At 63.1% G+C, this 17,495-nt stretch carries 18 protein-coding genes; 9 read left to right on the top strand and 9 right to left on the bottom strand.

What is annotated here, in order from left to right:
- Positions 1 to 30: 30 nt before the first annotated feature.
- Positions 31 to 3,174, bottom strand: a complete 3,144-nt coding sequence (locus tag AB5Y59_RS03405; protein WP_368211488.1) for a DUF3427 domain-containing protein — start codon at positions 3,172 to 3,174, stop codon at positions 31 to 33.
- Positions 3,175 to 3,327: 153 nt separating this feature from the next.
- Between AB5Y59_RS03405 and AB5Y59_RS03400 the strand changes: the two genes are divergently transcribed.
- Together AB5Y59_RS03400 and AB5Y59_RS03395 are read left to right on the top strand one after the other, a co-directional pair.
- Positions 3,328 to 3,795 carry a hypothetical protein gene (locus AB5Y59_RS03400; RefSeq protein ID WP_109422411.1) on the top strand — a complete coding sequence of 156 codons (468 nt, stop codon included), beginning with the start codon at positions 3,328 to 3,330 and terminating at the stop codon, positions 3,793 to 3,795.
- Positions 3,796 to 3,905: 110 nt separating this feature from the next.
- The gene (locus AB5Y59_RS03395) at positions 3,906 to 4,274 is read left to right on the top strand and encodes a VOC family protein (protein ID WP_323939660.1); all 369 of its coding nucleotides are present in this window, start codon (positions 3,906 to 3,908) and stop codon (positions 4,272 to 4,274) included.
- A gap of 24 nt (positions 4,275 to 4,298) precedes the next feature.
- Here the strand turns inward: AB5Y59_RS03395 and AB5Y59_RS03390 are convergent, their stop codons facing one another.
- Entirely contained in the window at positions 4,299 to 4,502 is a 204-nt protein-coding gene (locus AB5Y59_RS03390) for a DUF3955 domain-containing protein (protein ID WP_270833626.1), read from the bottom strand.
- A 143-nt stretch (positions 4,503 to 4,645) separates the two neighbouring features.
- A complete protein-coding gene (gdhA, locus tag AB5Y59_RS03385) occupies positions 4,646 to 5,989 on the bottom strand; it encodes an NADP-specific glutamate dehydrogenase (protein WP_368211487.1) in 1,344 nt (447 codons plus the stop codon).
- 571 nt (positions 5,990 to 6,560) lie between these two features.
- Between gdhA and rluF the strand changes: the two genes are divergently transcribed.
- Positions 6,561 to 7,574: a 23S rRNA pseudouridine(2604) synthase RluF gene (gene rluF / locus AB5Y59_RS03380; RefSeq protein WP_268451955.1), complete on the top strand. Its 1,014-nt coding sequence runs from the start codon at positions 6,561 to 6,563 to the stop codon at positions 7,572 to 7,574.
- A gap of 86 nt (positions 7,575 to 7,660) precedes the next feature.
- Here the strand turns inward: rluF and AB5Y59_RS03375 are convergent, their stop codons facing one another.
- Together AB5Y59_RS03375 and AB5Y59_RS03370 are read right to left on the bottom strand one after the other, a co-directional pair.
- Positions 7,661 to 8,893 (bottom strand): MFS transporter, encoded by a 1,233-nt coding sequence (locus AB5Y59_RS03375; protein WP_103243403.1) that lies wholly within the window; start codon positions 8,891 to 8,893, stop codon positions 7,661 to 7,663.
- Positions 8,886 to 9,395 carry a nucleoside deaminase gene (locus AB5Y59_RS03370; RefSeq protein WP_041212766.1) on the bottom strand — a complete coding sequence of 170 codons (510 nt, stop codon included), beginning with the start codon at positions 9,393 to 9,395 and terminating at the stop codon, positions 8,886 to 8,888. The genes AB5Y59_RS03375 and AB5Y59_RS03370 overlap by 8 nt, the downstream gene beginning before the upstream one ends.
- A 115-nt stretch (positions 9,396 to 9,510) precedes the next feature.
- Here AB5Y59_RS03370 and AB5Y59_RS03365 point away from each other — a divergent pair, with 115 nt between their 5' ends.
- Positions 9,511 to 10,353 carry a LysR family transcriptional regulator gene (locus tag AB5Y59_RS03365; RefSeq protein WP_029314296.1) on the top strand — a complete coding sequence of 281 codons (843 nt, stop codon included), beginning with the start codon at positions 9,511 to 9,513 and terminating at the stop codon, positions 10,351 to 10,353.
- Positions 10,354 to 10,369: 16 nt separating this feature from the next.
- On the opposite strand, the gene AB5Y59_RS03360 is transcribed toward AB5Y59_RS03365, so the two are convergent.
- From AB5Y59_RS03360 to AB5Y59_RS03350, 3 genes are all read right to left on the bottom strand, one after another.
- The gene (locus AB5Y59_RS03360) at positions 10,370 to 10,837 is read right to left on the bottom strand and encodes a GyrI-like domain-containing protein (protein WP_368211486.1); all 468 of its coding nucleotides are present in this window, start codon (positions 10,835 to 10,837) and stop codon (positions 10,370 to 10,372) included.
- Between the two features lie 20 nt (positions 10,838 to 10,857).
- A complete protein-coding gene (gene rsmS / locus AB5Y59_RS03355; RefSeq protein WP_010674200.1) occupies positions 10,858 to 11,013 on the bottom strand; it encodes a pleiotropic regulatory protein RsmS in 156 nt (51 codons plus the stop codon).
- Positions 11,014 to 11,097: 84 nt separating this feature from the next.
- Positions 11,098 to 11,565, bottom strand: coding sequence for an acyl-CoA thioesterase (locus AB5Y59_RS03350; protein WP_010674201.1), 468 nt, complete (start codon positions 11,563 to 11,565; stop codon positions 11,098 to 11,100).
- A gap of 173 nt (positions 11,566 to 11,738) precedes the next feature.
- Between AB5Y59_RS03350 and AB5Y59_RS03345 the strand changes: the two genes are divergently transcribed.
- Both AB5Y59_RS03345 and AB5Y59_RS03340 read left to right on the top strand, forming a co-directional pair.
- Entirely contained in the window at positions 11,739 to 12,389 is a 651-nt protein-coding gene (locus tag AB5Y59_RS03345) for a tellurite resistance TerB family protein (protein WP_042015902.1), read from the top strand.
- Positions 12,390 to 12,549: 160 nt separating this feature from the next.
- Positions 12,550 to 13,056: an N-acetyltransferase family protein gene (locus AB5Y59_RS03340; RefSeq protein ID WP_368211485.1), complete on the top strand. Its 507-nt coding sequence runs from the start codon at positions 12,550 to 12,552 to the stop codon at positions 13,054 to 13,056.
- On the opposite strand, the gene AB5Y59_RS03335 is transcribed toward AB5Y59_RS03340, so the two are convergent.
- Positions 13,036 to 14,484 carry a PLP-dependent aminotransferase family protein gene (locus AB5Y59_RS03335; RefSeq protein ID WP_368211484.1) on the bottom strand — a complete coding sequence of 483 codons (1,449 nt, stop codon included), beginning with the start codon at positions 14,482 to 14,484 and terminating at the stop codon, positions 13,036 to 13,038. The genes AB5Y59_RS03340 and AB5Y59_RS03335 overlap by 21 nt on opposite strands.
- A 120-nt stretch (positions 14,485 to 14,604) precedes the next feature.
- On the opposite strand from AB5Y59_RS03335, the gene AB5Y59_RS03330 reads away from it, so the two are divergent.
- From AB5Y59_RS03330 to AB5Y59_RS03320, 3 genes are read left to right on the top strand one after another with little or no spacing between them, the layout of a single operon-like run.
- Positions 14,605 to 16,176 (top strand): cytochrome ubiquinol oxidase subunit I, encoded by a 1,572-nt coding sequence (locus AB5Y59_RS03330; protein WP_048207353.1) that lies wholly within the window; start codon positions 14,605 to 14,607, stop codon positions 16,174 to 16,176.
- Positions 16,176 to 17,303 (top strand): cytochrome d ubiquinol oxidase subunit II, encoded by a 1,128-nt coding sequence (gene cydB, locus AB5Y59_RS03325; RefSeq protein ID WP_368211483.1) that lies wholly within the window; start codon positions 16,176 to 16,178, stop codon positions 17,301 to 17,303. Before AB5Y59_RS03330 ends, cydB begins: the two co-directional genes overlap by 1 nt.
- A 28-nt stretch (positions 17,304 to 17,331) precedes the next feature.
- On the top strand, positions 17,332 to 17,445 hold the full coding sequence (locus tag AB5Y59_RS03320) for a CydX/CbdX family cytochrome bd oxidase small subunit (RefSeq protein WP_010674207.1): 114 nt from the start codon (positions 17,332 to 17,334) through the stop codon (positions 17,443 to 17,445).
- The last annotated feature ends 50 nt before the right edge of the window (positions 17,446 to 17,495 follow it).

Genomic DNA, 17,495 nt, shown 5'->3' with positions numbered 1-17,495 from the left:
CCGTGGGTGGGCCTTGTTGTGATAGGTCGCTCAGCCAACTGCCAATTTGGCCGCTTCTTTCCACATAAAAGGCGGCATCGGAGTAGTGAGACGCCATTTAATGTTCATCGGTTGGCTACCGCTGTGGGAGATGTACTCCACCTCACCGAAGTTCACAAAGCCAAGGGTGCGGCCAAATTCATCTTTGCTCTGCTCACGAACGAACAGAAACAAACGCTTACCTTCTGCTCTGTGGTTTATGTAACTCAGCCCCTTACCTCGCTCTGGGCGAGCGCTGTTTTGGCTCTGCCAATGGAACAGCGACTCGTTGATGGCGTAGTCGTGATAACGGGTGGTGGGGGAGAAGTGCTGCTCCGTTTTGTTCAAGGTCACGAACAGCAACTCGATATTGTGCTCTGCGATGACATATACCCCTTCGCGAGCCGAGGGCTGTTGCGTGAAGGTGGTTGCCCCAAAGCCAACCAGCACCTGCTCTCTGGCATAACGGGCATGCAGTTGCAGTGGATTGCCGGGAAGGTCAGGCATGGCCAGTTGCTCGTGTTGCACCCGGTTGATCAGCATGGGCAACAGATCTGCCAGCTCGGCCCTCAACTCAGGTTGATTGAGTTGTTTCAGGCTGTGCGCCAACGTTCTAAAGCCTGCGTTGGGGCCGCTCTGTTGCCAGAAGTCGTAATGGCACATTAAGGCCATCCGCTCATCGTGTTCAGCCGTTAAGGTAAAGGCGCTTTCCACCAAGGTTTGTAAGAAGTTCAAGTAATGGAGCGCATCGCAGCCCAATAGCCGGGTTTTGATGGCCCGGGTGTAGAGGGTCGACAGCTTCTCATCGCTCATTTCAGAAACGGTATGGTTGTGGGCCTGTTTGACCAAGGCGCTCCAATTGCCGCGCTTGTAGATCTCCTCAAGGCTGATATGAGGGTAGAACTTCAGAAAATTCGCCAGTGTCAGCGGTAAATCGCAATCCTGTGAGAAACGGCGGATCAGGCCCATGAGGCGCGAGGTATTGAGAGTCGCCTTTTTGATATTGCTCAGAATTAACTCTTGGGTCTGTTTTGAGAGCTCGATGCGGCAGCCCAAGGGGGCGTGAGGGAAGCCCTGCTTGATCTCGTGGCTGATCGCCTTATTGGTTTTACCCACCAGTGCCCGGAATTTCTGGGCAAAGTCATACTCCGCACGGGCATTCCCAACAAAGTCCAATACGGTGCAGCACTCTTTATCGCTCGCCAGCCGCAGGCCACGTCCCAATTGCTGCAAGAAGATGGTGAGGCTTTCCGTTGGTCGTAAAAACAGCAAGGTATCGACTTCCGGGATATCAACCCCTTCGTTGAAGATGTCCACCACGCAGAGAATATTGATAACGCCGGTACGCAAATCTTGTTGCTTACTATGTCGCTCGTCTTGGTTATCGCTAGTGAGGATGTCAGCCTTGATGCCCTTCAATAAAAATGCTTTGCACATAAAGTCGGCATGTTCACGGCTCACACAAAATGCCAGTGCTTTGATCTTGGTAATATCGGTGACGATCTCATTGAGGCTCTGGACTATCTTCTGTACCCGCTGCTGATTGTGGGTATAGATATTGGTGAGCTCAGTGATGTCATAACGGCCATTTTTCCAAGTCACTTGGCGCAAGTCAGTATCATCATCAATACCAAAATATTGGAATGGACAGAGATGGCGACGATTGATGGCCTCGGGCAAGCGGATTTCTGCTGCGATGACACCACAAAAGTCGGCAAGAATATCACCGCCATCATGGCGCTCTGGCGTTGCGGTTAATCCCAACAGAACCTGAGGTTCAAAGGCGGAGAGCAGACCGCGATAACTGGCCGCCGCAATATGATGAACCTCATCAATGACGATGTAATCGAAATAGTCTTGGCTAAGACGTAAATTAGCCAGCTGGTTATTCAAGGATTGCACCGAGGCAAACAGCTGACGGTAGTGGGTTGGCACGGCGCCGCCGACCAAGAGTTCGCCAAAATTGGATTGCTTGAGCACTCCGCGGTACGAGGCTAATGCTTGGCGCAAGATCTCCTCTTTGTGGGCGACAAACAGAAACTTGGCATCGGGTTTGGTTTTCAGAAAACGCGCAAAATCAAAGGCGGAGATCAGGGTTTTCCCTGTACCGGTGGCCGCAACCACCAAGTTACGAAAGCGCTGGTGTAAAGTGCGCTCCATCGCCAATTGTTCAAGGATCTCCAGTTGATGGGGAAACGGCGCGATATCAAAGAAATAGGCCGGGTTATTTCTGTCCCCATCCCCACGGGCCTCTTGCAGTGCATGCTGCAATTTTGTACGGCTTTCGAGCTTGCCATCAAACAGCTCAAAATCATCGGATTCCCAATAGGTTTCAAAGGTACTCAGGGATTTCTCGATAATATGAGGGATCTCTTGTGAGGTGATTTTTAGGTTCCACTCCAAGCCACTGGTGAGGGCAGAATGAGAGAGATTGGATGAACCTATATAGCCGGTATGAAAGCCGGTATTTCGGCAAAAGAGATAACTCTTGGCATGCAACCGCTCGCGCTGGGTGTTATAGCTGAGTTTGACTTCGGTATTTGGGAGGCTGGCTAAAAATTCAACTGCCTTAGCGTCGGTCGCCCCCATATAAGAGGTGGTAATTATTTTTAATCGGCGGCCGCTGCGAGTGAACTCTTCCAGCTCATGACGGAAAATACGGATGCCTGCCCACTTGATAAATGAAACCAGCCAGCAGATGCTATCTGCCGATAATATCTCCCGTTTAATCTCTGACTCCATCGACAAACCCGCATTGCTGCCGCAGAACAGCTCACTTTGCGTTAGACCGGTCAGAGGAAAAATATCTTCGGCATATTGCTTTAAATTGGCAGAGATGGGGTTATCCAACTGGTAGAGCGCGGTCAGTATTTTTCCCTGACTGTCGATAAGGTTCTCGCCAATAAAGTCTGGGTCTTGTATGCGATCTTTTAGCCAAAGCAATAACTGGTTAGCCAGCTCAATCTGCCGTTGTAATGGGTCATCGCCAGTGACCGAGCCTACTGCATATTCCAACACACGAGTTAGGAATCGTGATAACCAGACTGCGGCCTCCGCAGACTCCAGTTGTCGTTCCCCGATGTAGAAATGCGATCGATCTAGTCTTGATGCCAACAGTTGTGTGATGAGTTGTTCATAAATACCACATTGCTGCATGGTGACTGACCTTGAATCTTGTGCATAAGGGGAGTAGGCAGGGTATCATTTTTTTTAGCTAAATCAGTAAGCTGTTATCTAATTTTGCCCATTTGAAGATCTATCTAGCCATGGGCGGCGAAGATAGAGAAGGCGAACCACAGGGAGGTAGTGATGGATCCAATATCTTATCTTTTTTCGGCTTATCTCAATCTGGTGCAGCAGCAGGTGACGGATATCTATGGCACCGAGCTAAAAACGCTGGTAGTGCCCTATGAGGGAGAGCAGGTTCCCTTCTCTTTCCAGCTCTGGCAGATAAAACAGCAAAGTGTCTGCCGTCCCTACGAGCAAGATGTGCGGCGCTTCAGTCAGTGCACAGTCAAGGCGCAGGCACTGTTTGGCAAACTGTGCGATGACCTGACACGGCAAGACGACAGCAGTTGGCAGCTTCCCAAGTACCGCACCATGTACTGCTCGGCCGCCATCGGCTATCGCCCCATGATCGCGGAGATCGCCGATGCCCAGCAGAGCCCGGGTAAGCTCGCGGAGCGGGCCTGCAATCAGGCCATTCTGGCGGCCATGGAGAGCGACGACGAAGCCCTGCTGGCCCAGCGTGACAAGGCGTGCGCCGCCGTGCGTTAAGGTATTTACCTAGTCAAAATAAGTGGTTATCCCCCCTGTGCACCATGCCACAGTTTCTATTGAGGCGGGCGGGTATGATGGTGCGGCAATCACCATGACAGGGAGAGACCATGATCAGCCATATCGACCATCTGGTATTGACGGTCAGCGACATTGAGCGGACGGTGGCGTTTTACAGCGGCGCCTTCAAGATGGAGCCCATCACCTTCGGGGCGGGACGCCGGGCGCTGCGCTTTGGCAACCAGAAGATCAATTTGCAGTTGCTGGGGGAGGAGGTGCGCAACCGGGCGCAGGTGGGGTCGGGGGATCTCTGCCTCATCACCCGCTGGCCCCTGGATCAGGTGATGGCCCAACTGGCGAGCCAAGGAGTCGAGATAGTGGAGGGGCCTGTGATGAAAAGCGGTGCCTGTGGCCCCATCGAATCGGTCTATTGTCTGGACCCGGATCAGAACCTCATCGAGATCAGCCGTTATTGCTGAGCTCCTGGTACCTTGCGGTTTGTGTCATTGTTCCCTGGAGCGCCCCTTGCGCAGCAGAGGGATCACGGTGAGCACCATGCCGGTGAAGAGCAGCAGATAGCCCAGGGGAAGCAGGGCAAAGGGCTCGTGCAGGAAGCCCTGGGCATCGAGGGTGGAGCCCAGCAGGTTGAATGCCACAAAACAGCCGAGCCCGGCCAGGATCAGCAGGGCACCTATTTTCATCGTCATCTTGTTATCCTCGTCAGCGAGATGGAACGGATGGGAGACTTTCATGCCTGGGTGAAGAGAGTGTGAAGTCGCGCCAGGCACCAAACACAACGGCAGCCCGAGGGCTGCCGTTGTGTTGAGGGTGAAGCTCCGGGCCAAGGCGCTCAGCAGACCCCTTGCGCCAGCATGGCGTCGGCCACCTTGACGAAGCCGGCAATATTGGCGCCGCTTTCGTAGTTCACATGGTCAGCATCCTGACCGTAACGGACACAGGTGGCGTGGATGCTGGTCATGATCCCCTTGAGGCGGGCGTCCACCTCTTCCCTGGTCCAGGAGAGGCGCTGGGCATTCTGGCTCATCTCGAGGCCCGAGGTGGCAACCCCGCCGGCGTTGGCCGCCTTGCCCGGGGCGAACAGCACCTTTGCTTCGTGGAAGAGACGGATGGCGGCGGCGCTGGAGGGCATGTTGGCCCCCTCGGCCACCAGCTGCACGCCGTTGGCAATAAGCTGCGCCGCATCTTCGGCATCCAGCTCGTTCTGGGTGGCGCAGGGGAGGGCGACGTCGGTCGCCAGGTGCCAGGGGGTGCGGCCGCTGAAGAACTCGAGCCCGAGCTCATGGGCGTAATCGGCGACCCGCTTGCGCTGCTCGTTTTTAAGCGCCATCAGGCGGACCAGTTTCTCGGGGGTGAAGCCGTCCGGATCATAGACGGTGCCGCCGGAGTCGGAGGCGGTGATGACGCGGGCGCCGAGGGCCATCGCCTTCTCGATGGCGTATTGGGCCACGTTGCCCGAGCCCGACACCGAGACCCGCAGGCCATCGAGGGACTGGCCGCGATGGGCCAGCATGGCTTCGACAAAGTAGAGCAGGCCGTAGCCGGTGGCTTCCGGACGAATGAGGCTGCCGCCAAAGGAGAGTCCCTTGCCGGTGAAGACGCACTCGGCGCTGTTGGTGAGCTTCTTCATCATGCCCGCCATGTAGCTCACCTCGCGCCCGCCCACCCCGATGTCGCCTGCCGGCACGTCGGTGTTGGCCCCCAGGTGGCGATAGAGCTCCAGCATCAGGGCCTGGCAGAAGCGCATCACTTCTCCTTCGCTCTTGCCCTTGGGATCGAAATCGCTGCCCCCCTTGCCGCCGCCCATGGGCAGGGTGGTGAGGGCGTTCTTGAAGGTCTGCTCGAAGGCGAGGAATTTCAGCACAGAGAGATCCACCGAGGGGTGGAAGCGCATGCCACCCTTGAAGGGGCCGATGGCGGAGCTGTGCTGCACCCGGTAGCCGCGATTCACCTGCACCCGACCCTGGTCATCCACCCAGCTCACCCGAAACTGCACCAGGCGCTCGGGTTCCACCAGTCGCTCCAGCAGGCCGTGTTGCAGGTAACGGGGGTGGCGCTCCACATAGGGCCAGATGGAGGCGATCACCTCGCTCACGGCCTGGATGAACTCGGGCTGGTGAGGGTTGCGGCTGGCGACCTGGGCCAGGAAGGCCTCCTGGGAGAGGGAATGACTCATCTTTAACTCCTGTCGTGAATGATGAAAGTGGCGTCCTGCCAGAGAGGGGATCATGCCCGTCTTCAGGGTTCGCGGGGCTCCAGGGGCCCGTTGTTGCGCCCCGATGGGGGTGTCATTTCCCGTCGTCGGCGGGTCAGAGCAGATAATTCGCGATGACCAAAATCTTTTTATGCATTTTTGCTGGATAAATATCAAGCGTTAGATCATCTGGCTATCTGCCGAAGGCCGCACCCTATCTTCGGCGGCGGGGGCCCGGCCCATGAAGTGAGCACCATGAAGTGAAAAGAGGCGGGGAGTGCGCGGTGCAGCCCAATCAGGGCCGCGGCGTCACCGCACGCTGGATAATGGGGGGCCTGCTGCTGCATCAGGGGCTGCACCCCCTGTGAGCCCGCGGCCAGGGTGCGACGGGGCCGGGCGCGGGCCCGTGCAATGTGCTACTGTAGCGGCGTTTTTTGCCGAACATGCAGGGCGCAGGCCCTTATTTCATGGAGTTGTATGCAGACGAACCCGACCACAGCGCGGCTGATCCAGCCAGCCATTCTCAAGGCCCATCCGACCCGGGAGGTGACCCATGCTGGCCGATGAATCCATGCGCCTGAACAAATACATCAGCGAGAGCGGCATCTGCTCCCGTCGTGAGGCCGATCGTTTCATCGAGCAGGGCAACGTCTTCATCAACGGCAAGCGGGCCGGAGTGGGGGATCAGGTGTTTGCCGGGGATCTGGTCAAGGTCAACGGCCAGGTGATCGAGCCGCGCGAAGCCGACAGCCTGGTCTTCATCGCCCTCAACAAGCCGGTGGGCATCGTCAGCACCACGGAGGCGGGGGAGAAGGACAACATCGTCGACTTCGTCAACCACAGCACCCGCATCTTCCCCATAGGGCGCCTCGACAAGGACTCCCAGGGGCTCATCTTCCTCACCAACCACGGGGATCTGGTGAACAAGATCCTGCGGGCGGGCAACGATCACGAGAAAGAGTACCTGGTGACCGTGGACAAGCCGGTGACCGACGAGTTCGTCCGGGGCATGGCGGCAGGGGTGCCCATCCTCGGCACCGTCACCAAGAAGTGCAAGGTGAAGCGAGAGGCGCCCTTCGTGTTTCGCATCACCCTGGTGCAGGGGCTCAACCGCCAGATCCGCCGCATGTGCGAGCACTTCGGCTTCGAGGTGACCAAGCTCGAGCGCATCCGCATCATGAACGTCAGCCTCAAGGGGCTGCCGGTGGGGGAGTGGCGCGATCTCACCGACGACGAGCTGATCGAGCTGTTCAAGCTGATTGAGGACTCCTCCTCCGAGGCGAAACCGGCCAAGGGGGCTCAGGTTGCCAAGCCCAAGGCGTCTGCGGCCGGCACCCCGGCCCAGGGCAAGAAGCCGCGGCGCAGCGACGATCACGAGATTGGCGGGCGGCCCAATGTGCCGGGTCCCGAGGCCTTCGAGAAGAAGAGCCCCGCAGGCAAGGGCGGGGCGGGCAAAGGGGCTGCCAGCAAAGGGGGGGCAGGTAAAAGCGCGCCCGGCAAGGGGGGCAAACCCGCCCCGGGCAAACCGCGGCCAGGGCAGGGCGGGCGCCAGAAGAAGGGGCGCTGAGCGCCAGGCCTTCCCGCACCCTGATGAACAACACCGGCCAAGGCCGGTGTTGCGCTTTCTGGCCCCCAAGGCCGGTGCTCGCCGGATCAGGCAGGCTTGTGGCCTGCCGTCTGCACAGCCATGGCCTGCTCCGGGGGCAGGCCCATGGCCCTTGGGTAGTGGCGCGGGTTGAGACGCACCACCAGCAGGCTCATCAGGACCAGGGCGCCGAGCTGCCACTGCCAGGCGGCGGCGAAGTCACCGCTTGCATGGTGCAGGCGGGCCGCCACCCAGGGGCCGGTAGCCGCCACCATGAAGCCGACCCCCTGCATCAGGGCGCAGAGGGCGCCCGCCCGGCGCGGGTCGGGCAGGTGATCCAGCGCAATCACCATGATGAGGGAGAAGCTCCCCCCAAGCCCGGCGCCGCACAGCAAACACCAGAGCAGGGGGGCGGTCTGGGGAGCGAGCCAGAGGCCGCCAAAGCCCGCCAGCTGCATGGCGATGGCCAGCGCCATCCAGGGGCGGCGGTCCAGCCGACCGGCTGCCAGCAGAGGCAGGCCAAGGCCGCTCGCGGTCTGGGCCAGGGCGAGCCAGGCCACCAGCTCGCCCCCTTGCTGGGCGCTCCAGCCCGCCGCCATGTAGGCCGGGGCCAACCAGGCCACGACGATGCCGTAGCCGCTGTTGATGATGCCAAAACAGGCGATGAGCAGCCAGGTACGGGGCAGGGGGAGCAGCCGCTGCTCCCCGGTGGGGGCGGGCGTGCTGGCCGGGGCGGGCAGGGGCACCCGCCAGGCCAGCCAGCCGAGGGCCAGCAGCACCGGCAGGCCCCAGAGCGCCAGCGCCCGAGACCAGTCCAGATACTCGGCAAGGCGCGGGGTGAGCACGGCCCCGAGCGCCCCGCCCCCCATCATGCAGGCGGAGAAGATCCCCATCACCAGAGGCACCTTTTGGGCGAACCCCTCCTTGATGAGGCCGGGCAGCACCCCCTGCACCAGGGCTGAGCCCAGCCCGCACAGGGCGGCGCTGGCGATGAGCAGGGCGCCGCTCGCCAGATCGACGCGCAGGGCGCTGCCAAGGGCAAGCAGCAGCAGGGCCGTCCCGAGCAGGGGGCGCGGGCCCGTGCGACCCAGGAGCGCCGGGGTGAGCAGCACGCCGACCCCGATAAGCCAGAGGGGCAGCAGGGTGACCCAGGCCAGGGTATCCACCCCCAGGGCCAGCCTCGCGTCGATGCGAGGGGCCAGGGGGCCGATGGCGGTGAGGAAGGGGCGCAGGTTGAGGGCGATGAGGATCACCAGCACCAGCAAGGCGCCGCTGCCCGGGGGGAGGAGGCGCTTATGCATGGGGCAGGGGACCGTAGAGGGTTTCGGCCGCGATGGGGCTCGCCAGCTTGATGAGGGGCAGGGGCGGCGGGCACAGGGGCAGTCGCAGGGCCGCGTAGGCCGCGCGGCTGTCATAGCCGAAGGGGGCGGCATCGTCGTTGTCAAAGGCGTAGTAGACCGCCTGGATGCCGTTCATCACCAAGGCCGACAGGCACATAGGGCAGGGGTGCCCGCTGGCATAGACGATGGCCCCGGCCAGCGGCCCCTGGCGACTCCCTTCCCGCAGCGCTTCCAGCTCCGCGTGACGGGTGGGGTCCCCCGCCTCCAGCATGCGGTTGACGGCGCTCGCCACCAGCCGGTTCTCCCTCACCAGCAGGGCGGCGAAGGGGCGCCCCCCTTGCTGGCGATGGGTCAGGGCCAGGTGCAGGGCCTGCTCCAGCCACTCCTGATGGCTGGGGGCCGAGGCGGCGGTGAGGGAGTTGAGGAGGCGGGCACCGGACTGGGAAGGGGGTGGCATGGTCATATCCTGGCAAAAAGGGGGAGGACAGCAGCCTAGAGGGTCACCGCATCATTTGGAAATTAAATGATAAAATGACTTCCAGTGGTTTTATAAATGGAGATTGCCCATGGAGCGCCCCCTGCTGGACCCCCAATTGCTGCAGAGCTTCGTCGCCATCGTCGAAACCGGCAGCTTTACCCGCGCCGCCGAGCGTATCCACCTCACCCAGTCCACCCTGAGCCAGCAGATGCGCCGCCTGGAGCAGCAGCTGGGCTGCACCCTGCTCGATCGATCCGGCCGCCAGGTGGTGACCACGGCCCAGGGGGAGACCCTGCTCGGGCTGGCGCGCCGCATCCTGGGGCTGCTGGCCCGGGCGGGGGAGCGGGTGAGCGAGGCGAGCCACCCCCTGCGCCTCGGGGTGCCGGAGGATTTTGCCGCAGGGGCCATGACCCCGGTGCTGGCCGCCTTCGCCCGCGCGCACCCGCAGGTGCGGCTGGAGGTGCAAAGCGATCTCAGCCATGCCCTGTGGCAGGCGTTCGAAGGGGGAGAGCTGGATCTGGCCCTCATCAAGCAGGGGCGCGGCCAGGGGGAGCCCATCGCCCGATGGCGCGAGCCCCTGGCCTGGGTTGACAGCCGGGAGTGGCCCGCCGCCGGGCGCGACCCCCTGCCTCTGGTGGTGTTTCCAAGCGAGGGGCTCTACCGGCGCCAGATGACCGACGCCCTGGATGCCGAGGGGATCCCCTGGCGCATCGCCTACGTGAGCGGCAGTCTCGCCAGCCTGCAAGGGGCGGTGAGCGCGGGGATCGGGGTCAGCCTGCTGCCGGCGCGCCTGCTGCAACCGGATCAGGTGGTGCTGGCCCATTGGCCTGCAGTGCGCTCGGTGGAGCTGGCTCTGCACCAGGGGCCGGGCACGAGCGAGCCCCTCGCCCGGCTGGGGGAGGCGCTGATCGCGCTCTGTGACGAGGTGATGGGGCCGAGGTAGCCCGGGCGGCCAGGGGTCAGGCCAGGGCCTGTTTTGGTACCACGGCGAGCCAGATTTCCACTTCGCCGCTGCCGGTGGCGGCGTCAAAGCGGGCGCCGTAGCGCTCGAAATCCGGCTGCTGGGCAGATTGATAGTCCGATTGCGCGAGCCAAGCCAGGGCCTGGCGCCAGGTGTGCGGCAGGGTCGCGACATGCCCCTGATGCAAGAAGATGGCGTAGGTCTGGGGGGCGATGCGCATGCGGCCAAGCCCGGGAGGCAGCACCTCCAGGGCGGCGACCTCCACCCCGCAGAGGTATTCGCAGTGGGTGTCGGTGGCGGCGCAGATGACGCCATAGGCGTGCTCCCCGAGCTGCCCCGGCAGGGGAAGCAGGGCGCTGAGGTCGCGCCACTGGCCGGCGAAGTCCCCCTGCTCGAAGGGGTGGTGACGGCGCAGCCCCCCGAGGAGCATGGCGCAGCCTTGTTCGATGCGAATGGGGGCTGACATGGTGCCTCCTGCGGGGGCGCTCAGGCCTCCCGACCTTCCTCGAGCTTGCGCTCATAATCCCGGCGAACGATGGCGAGTGCCGCCAGGGCCAGCGCGGGGGCGATGTGGTTGGTTTCCAGCAGTTCAATCAGATCCACCGCGAGCTGGACCTCGGGGGGGGCATTTTCCAGGGACATCTTGGGTTCTCAAAAGCAAGGGGGGTCGCCATTATAGCGCCCGGCGGCGCGAAGACACGCCCCGGCTGCCCGGGGCGGGACGGGTCACATGTGCTGGCGCATCTCCTTGTCCAGCTCCTCGCGCAGGGCCATCAGCTTTTTGGCGTACTGCTGCAACTGCAGATCGCTCTCGCTCACCGGCTGCCACTGGGGCACCGGGGTGGGTTTGCCATGCTCGTCCATGGCCACGAAGATGATGATGCAGTGGGTGGTCTTGCGCCGCTCCGGGTCGGTGGGGTGGCGGCTGTAGACATCCACCGCCAGGTGCATGCTGGTGGTACCGGTGTGGATCACCTTGGCGTGCACCTCCACCAACTGGCCTATCTGGATGGGGCGCAAGAAGCGGATGCCCCCCACATAGACGGTGACGGCATAGCCGCCACACCAACCGGCGGCGCAGGCGTAGCCGGCCTGGTCAATCCACTTCATCACCATGCCGCCATGGACTTTGCCGCCAAAGTTGACGTCGGCGGGTTCGGCGAGAAATTGCAGGGTCAGTTCACGGGCGCTCATGGTACTTCCTTATGTCGAGGCAAGGGGGGACTCCTTGGCTGTCCCCCGGGGACAATAGCAGCGGGCGGGGCCGACACTGATCCAACCAGCGCCTCCTCTTGTCTGCGCCGTCATTCACCTTGAGTTCAGCGCAGGCGGCCCAGCATGACTCATCACGCGAGGGAGGAGGCCCCATGAAACAGATGCTGGAGCAATTGATGGGAGCTGGCAAGGGCTGGCTCAACGACGGTGGTGACACGCGCAAGGCCCAGATGAAGGGCATGGCGCAGGGGGGATTGGCCGCCGGGGCCATGGCGCTGCTGCTTGGCAACAAGAAGATGCGCAAATATGGCACCAAGGTGGCGGCGGTGGGGGGGGCGGCAGCCCTCGGGGGGCTGGCCTACAAGCTCTATCAGGACTGGCAGACACAGCAGTCCACCCCGGCCCAGCCGACCCAGCCCCTTGACACCCTGGAGGGCAAGGCCCTGGATGCCCGCGCCAACCTGCTGGTGCGCGCCATGGTGGCGGCAGCCCGGGCCGACGGCCACATCGATGCCGCCGAGCGCCAGAAGATCCAGGAGTACTTGACCGAACAGGGGGAGCGGGATGCGGCCCGCTGGATTGACGCCGAGCTCTCCCGTCCCCTCGACCCCCATGTCCTGGCGCGAGAGGTGACCGACATGGAGCTGGCGACCGAGGTCTACCTCGCCTCTCTCCTCACCATCGAGGTGGATCACTTCATGGAGCGCGGCTATCTGGACGAGCTGGCGCGGGCCTTGAAGCTGGATGACAACCTCAAGGGGAGCATAGAGCGCCAGGTGGCCCAACTGGGGGCGCCGGGCTGAGCCCGCATTGCCATCAGGATTGTCCACAAGGCCCCGTCATGGGGCCTTGTCGTTGCCGGGGGGCTGTTGATTGTCGTGACGAGCCGATAAGATGCGGGTTCCAAAGGGTGACCGCCGAGCCTCTTTCCTCGCTGGCGACCCTCACTGCAAGGAGCATCAGGTGGACATTCGCAAGGCAACTGAACAGGATATCGACGCCATTCTGGCCCTGAACCGGCAGATAGGTCAGCTCCACTTCGAGCAGGTGCCCGAGGTGTTCTGCCCCCCGTCCCCGGAGGACAGGGCCTTCTTGCTCGGCGCCATTGCCGACGAGGCGCGTCTTTTCTGCGTGGCGGTGGTGGCGGGAGAGGTGGCGGGCTTTCTCACCGCCCGCATCGACCTCAACGAGAGCGTCCCCTTTCTCAGCAAGCTGCCCGTCTGCCGCATCACGACCGTGGTGGTGGATGAGGGGCTGCGCTCCCGGGGCATCGGCCGGGCGCTGATCGCCCACGGGGACCAGTGGGGCAAGGCACGGGGTGCAAGCCAGCTGCGCCTGGAGGTGATGGCTTTCAACGAGCGGGCCAGGGCCCTCTACGAGCAACTGGGCTTCAAGGCCCAGTCACAGACCATGGCCAGAATAAGGCGCACTCGCTTGCAAAAGGGCCCGTTACGGGCCCTTGTCGTGTGAGGCGTCAGGGGGGTTCTGCCAGGTTTCCCGTTGCCGGGCGATGAGGTCCGCAAGCCGGTTGAGCGCCGCGTCCAGCTGCAGGCTCCAGGGATGGGAGCTGTTGAGGCGCAGGCAGTGGTTGTGCTGGCCCTGGCTGGAGAAGAGGGCCCCGGGGGCGATGGAGACGCCCTGTTCGATGGCGCTGGCATAGAGCGCCCGGCCATCGAGGCGGGCGTCAAATTCGAGCCAGAGAAAGTAGCCACCATCGGGGTTGGAGATACGCGCCTCGGGGAAGAGGCGCATCAGGGCTGCCCGCATCTGCTGCTGGCGCTGGGCCAGGGTGTGGCGCAGGCGGCGAAAGTGGGCGTCCACCCCGCCCTGGCGCAGCATGTCGGCCAGCGCCAGCTGACTGGGCACATTGGTCGAGAGCGTCGACATCAGTTGCAGCCGCTGGATGCGCTCGGCGTGGTGCTTCGCCACCACCCAGCCGACCCGAAAGCCCGGCGCCAGACACTTGGTCCAGGAGCCGCACAGCAGGCTCTCTCCCCGTGCATCCCAATGGGTGATGGGCCTTGGCCGCTCGCGCCCGACATAGAGCTCCGCATAGACGTCATCCTCCACCAGGGGGACCTGATGGCGGTTGAGCAGCCCCATCAGCGCCTGCTTGTGCTCATCCGGCATGGTGTGGCCGAGGGGGTGCTGCACATTGCCCATCAGCCAGCACGCCTTGACGGGGCGCTGGGCGAGGGCCTCCTCCAGCAGGGCGAGATCGATCCCCACCCCGGGGATCACCGGGATTTCCACCACCTTGAGCTTGAGCCGCTCGATGGCCTGCAGGGCGCCGTAGAAGGTGGGGGACTCCACCACCACCCAGTCCCCGGGCTCGGTCAGCACCTGAAGACTGAGGGAGAGCGCCTCCATGGCCCCCGTGGTGATGATGATCTGCTGGGGATCCACCGCCATCCCCTCGCCGGCGTAGCGCCGGGCGATGGCGCGGCGCAGTGCCTCGTTGCCGGGGGGCAGATCTGCCACCGTGCTGAAGGGATCGAGGCGGCGCATGCAACTGCCGAGGGCCCGACCGAGTTGGGGGTGAGGGAAGAGTGTCGGGTCCGCCACCGCCATGCCAAGGGGCACCAGCTCCCGTGACTTGCTCGCCTGCAGCACCTCGAACACCAGATCGTTGATGTCCACCGAGCCGCTGTAGCGGGCCTGCTGGGGCTGACTCTCCCGCCGGGCCGTGCTCGCGGCCTTGACGTAGTAGCCGGACTGGGGCCGCGCCAGGATGAGGCCCCGGCTTTCGAGCAACTGATAGGCCTGGAGCACCGTCATGGGGCTGAGGCCGTGGGTCTTGCAGCTCTGGCGGATGGAGGGGATGCGCTCCCCCGGCTGCCAGAGGCCGCTCGTGATCTGCTGTTGCAGCTGGTCTGCCAACTGGCCGTAGCGGGACATGGTGGGCTCAAACTGTTATAGGTGTTTTTCACTATAACTGCATCTGTTATAGGTGTCATGGACCATGGTGTACTTGGCGGGCGAAAACCTGTCCGTTAAATGCAACATAGAGAGTCATGCATGATAAGCCTGGATGATGTGGTCAGCCTCTCCCGAATACAGTTCGGGGCGACGGCGATGTTCCACTTTCTGTTTGTGCCCCTCACCCTGGGGCTGTCCTGGATCCTGGTGATCGCCGAGTCGGCCTACGTGATGACCGGCAAGGTGATTTACAAGGACATCACCCGCTTCTGGGGCAAGCTGTTTGGCATCAACTTCGTGATGGGGGTGACCACCGGGATCACCCTGGAGTTCCAGTTCGGGACCAACTGGGCCTATTACTCCCACTATGTCGGCGATATCTTCGGCACGCCGCTGGCGGTGGAGGGGCTGATGGCCTTCTTCCTCGAGTCCACATTGGTGGGCCTCTTCTTCTTCGGCTGGGACAAGCTCTCCCGCGGTCAGCACCTGCTGGTGACCATGCTGGTGGCGCTCGGCTCCAACCTCTCCGCCCTCTGGATCCTCATCGCCAACGGCTGGATGCAAAACCCGGTCGGCGCCGAGTTCAACCCCATGACCATGCGCATGGAGCTGGTGGACGTGGCCGCGGTCATCTTCAACCCGGTGGCCCAGGTCAAGTTCGTCCACACGGTGGCAGCGGGCTATGTGGCGGCCTCCCTGTTCGTGATGGGGGTGAGCAGCTGGTATCTGCTGCGCGGCATGGAGGTGCGCTTCGCCCTGCGATCCTTTGCCATCGCCTCGGGTTTTGGCCTCGCGGCCATCCTCTCGGTCATCGTGCTCGGGGACGAGTCGGGCTATCGCTCGGGGGAGGTGCAGAAGGTCAAGCTCGCCGCCATCGAGGCGGAGTGGGAGACGGAGCCCGCCCCGGCTTCCTTCACCCTGTTCGGCCTGCCGGATCAGCGTGCCGAGACCACCCACGCGGCCATCAAGATACCCTATCTGATGGGCATCATCGCCACCCGCTCCCTGGATGAGCAGGTGACGGGCCTCAAAGATCTGAAAGCGCAGCACGAGGCGCGTATTCGCAGCGGTATGCTGGCCCACGAGGCGCTCGAAGCGATGCGGGCAGATGGCAGCAACCAGGCGGCCCGCGCCACCTTCGAGCGCCACCGCAGCGATCTGGGCTACGGCCTCTTGCTCACCCCCTATGCCAAGGAGATTGGCAAGGCGGACGAGGGGGCCATCGCCAAGGCGGTGGAGGACTCCATCCCCCAGGTGGCGCCGCTGTTCTGGAGCTTTCGCCTGATGGTGGGCATCGGCGTGGCGCTGCTGGCGCTCTTTGCCGCCGCCTTCCTGCAGCTGTGCCGGGGCAGGCTGGTGCAATCCCCGCGGCTGCTCAGGGCCCTGCTCTGGTCTATTCCGCTGCCCTGGATTGCCATCGAGGCGGGCTGGTTCGTGGCGGAGTTCGGTCGCCAGCCCTGGACCATCAGCGACGTGCTGCCGGTGTCGGCCTCCGTCTCCCTGCTGCAACCGGGGCAGCTCTGGTTCAGCCTCATCGCCATCTTCCTCATCTACAGCAGCCTGCTGGTGGTGGAGCTGTTCTTGTTGCGTCATGTGATCCGCAAAGGGCCTGCCAGCCTGCAGACGGGTCGTTATCAAGGTGAAGTGTTGCAAAACGGGAGTCCTGCCTGATGGATTACGAAACCCTGAAAGTGATCTGGTGGGGGCTGGTGCTCTTCCTGCTGGTCGGCTTCGTGGTGATGGATGGCTTCGATCTCGGGGTCGGCATGCTGCTGCCCGTGGTCGGCAAGACGGATGACGAGCGGCGGGTGCTGCTCAACAGCGTGGGGCCGGTGTGGGAGGGCAACCAGGTGTGGCTCATCGCCGGTGCCGGCACCCTGTTTGCCGCCTGGCCCCTGGTCTATGCCGCCGCCTTCTCGGCGCTTTACGTGCCCTTCATGTCCCTGCTGTTCGGCCTCTTTTTGCGCCCGGTGGGCTTTGACTATCGCAGCAAGCTGCCGGACCCGGTCTGGCGCCGCTGGTGGGATCGCGCCCTGGTGGTGGGCGGCCTGCTGCCGACCCTGGTGTTTGGTGCCACCCTTGGCCTCGTGCTGCAAGGGCTGCCGTTTCGCTTCGATGCGGCCCTTCGCATCCACTATGGCGCCTTTGCGTTCCACTGGCCGCTGCTGTTGACCGCCATGGGGACGGCGCTGGCGCTGCTCTTGCTGCACGGTGCCAGCTTCCTGCAGTGCAAGACCCAGGGAGCCATAGCGGCGCGCAGCGCCCGCCTCGCCCTCTGGCTCGGCCCCCTGGCGAGCGCCCTCTTTGCCCTTGGCGGCGTCTGGCTTGGGGAGATGGCGGGGTATCGCATCACGGCCATCGGCGATCTCAACGGCGCCCTCACTCCGCTGATGAAAGAGGTGGTGGCGGTGCCGGCGGGCTGGCTTGGCAACTTTGTCGCCCATCCGGTGCTCTGGGCCGTGCCTGTGCTCGGGCTCCTGCTGCCCCTGGTGTGCGCGCTGGCAAGCCGCCTCGGCAAGTCCGGGCTGGCTCTCGTGGCCAGCGGCGGTGCCTGCGCCGCCATGATGCTGACCGTGGCCATCGCGCTCTTCCCGTTCGTGCTGCCCTCGTCCCTGGATCCGGCCAGCAGCCTGACCCTGTGGGACAGCACCTCCAGCGAGCGCACCCTGCTTATCATGCTGGGGATCGTCGGAGTACTGATGCCGGTCAACATCGGCTACACCCTCTGGGTCTACCGGGTGGTGCGCGGCAGGGTCAGCGCCGAGCAGGTGCGCCAGCACGGCCACAGCCTCTACTAATCCGCTTCAACACAAGGATCAACGCGATATGTGGTATTTCACCTGGTTGCTGGGGCTGGGGTTCGCCTTGCTCTGCGGGCTGGTCAACCTGCTCTGGCTGGAGGCGCGCTGGGCTGCCGATGAGGATCTCAAGGAGCCCTGAGCCTCGCATCTTGCCCATGAAAAAAAGGCCGACACAGGGTGTCGGCCTTT

Origin of the sequence: Aeromonas sp. s10 (assembly GCF_040907975.1) — a bacterium.
GTDB classification, from domain to species: Bacteria; Pseudomonadota; Gammaproteobacteria; order Enterobacterales; family Aeromonadaceae; genus Aeromonas; species Aeromonas caviae.
The sequence above is the reverse complement of the archived record's forward strand: the minus strand, read 5'-3'. Positions and strand labels throughout refer to the sequence as shown.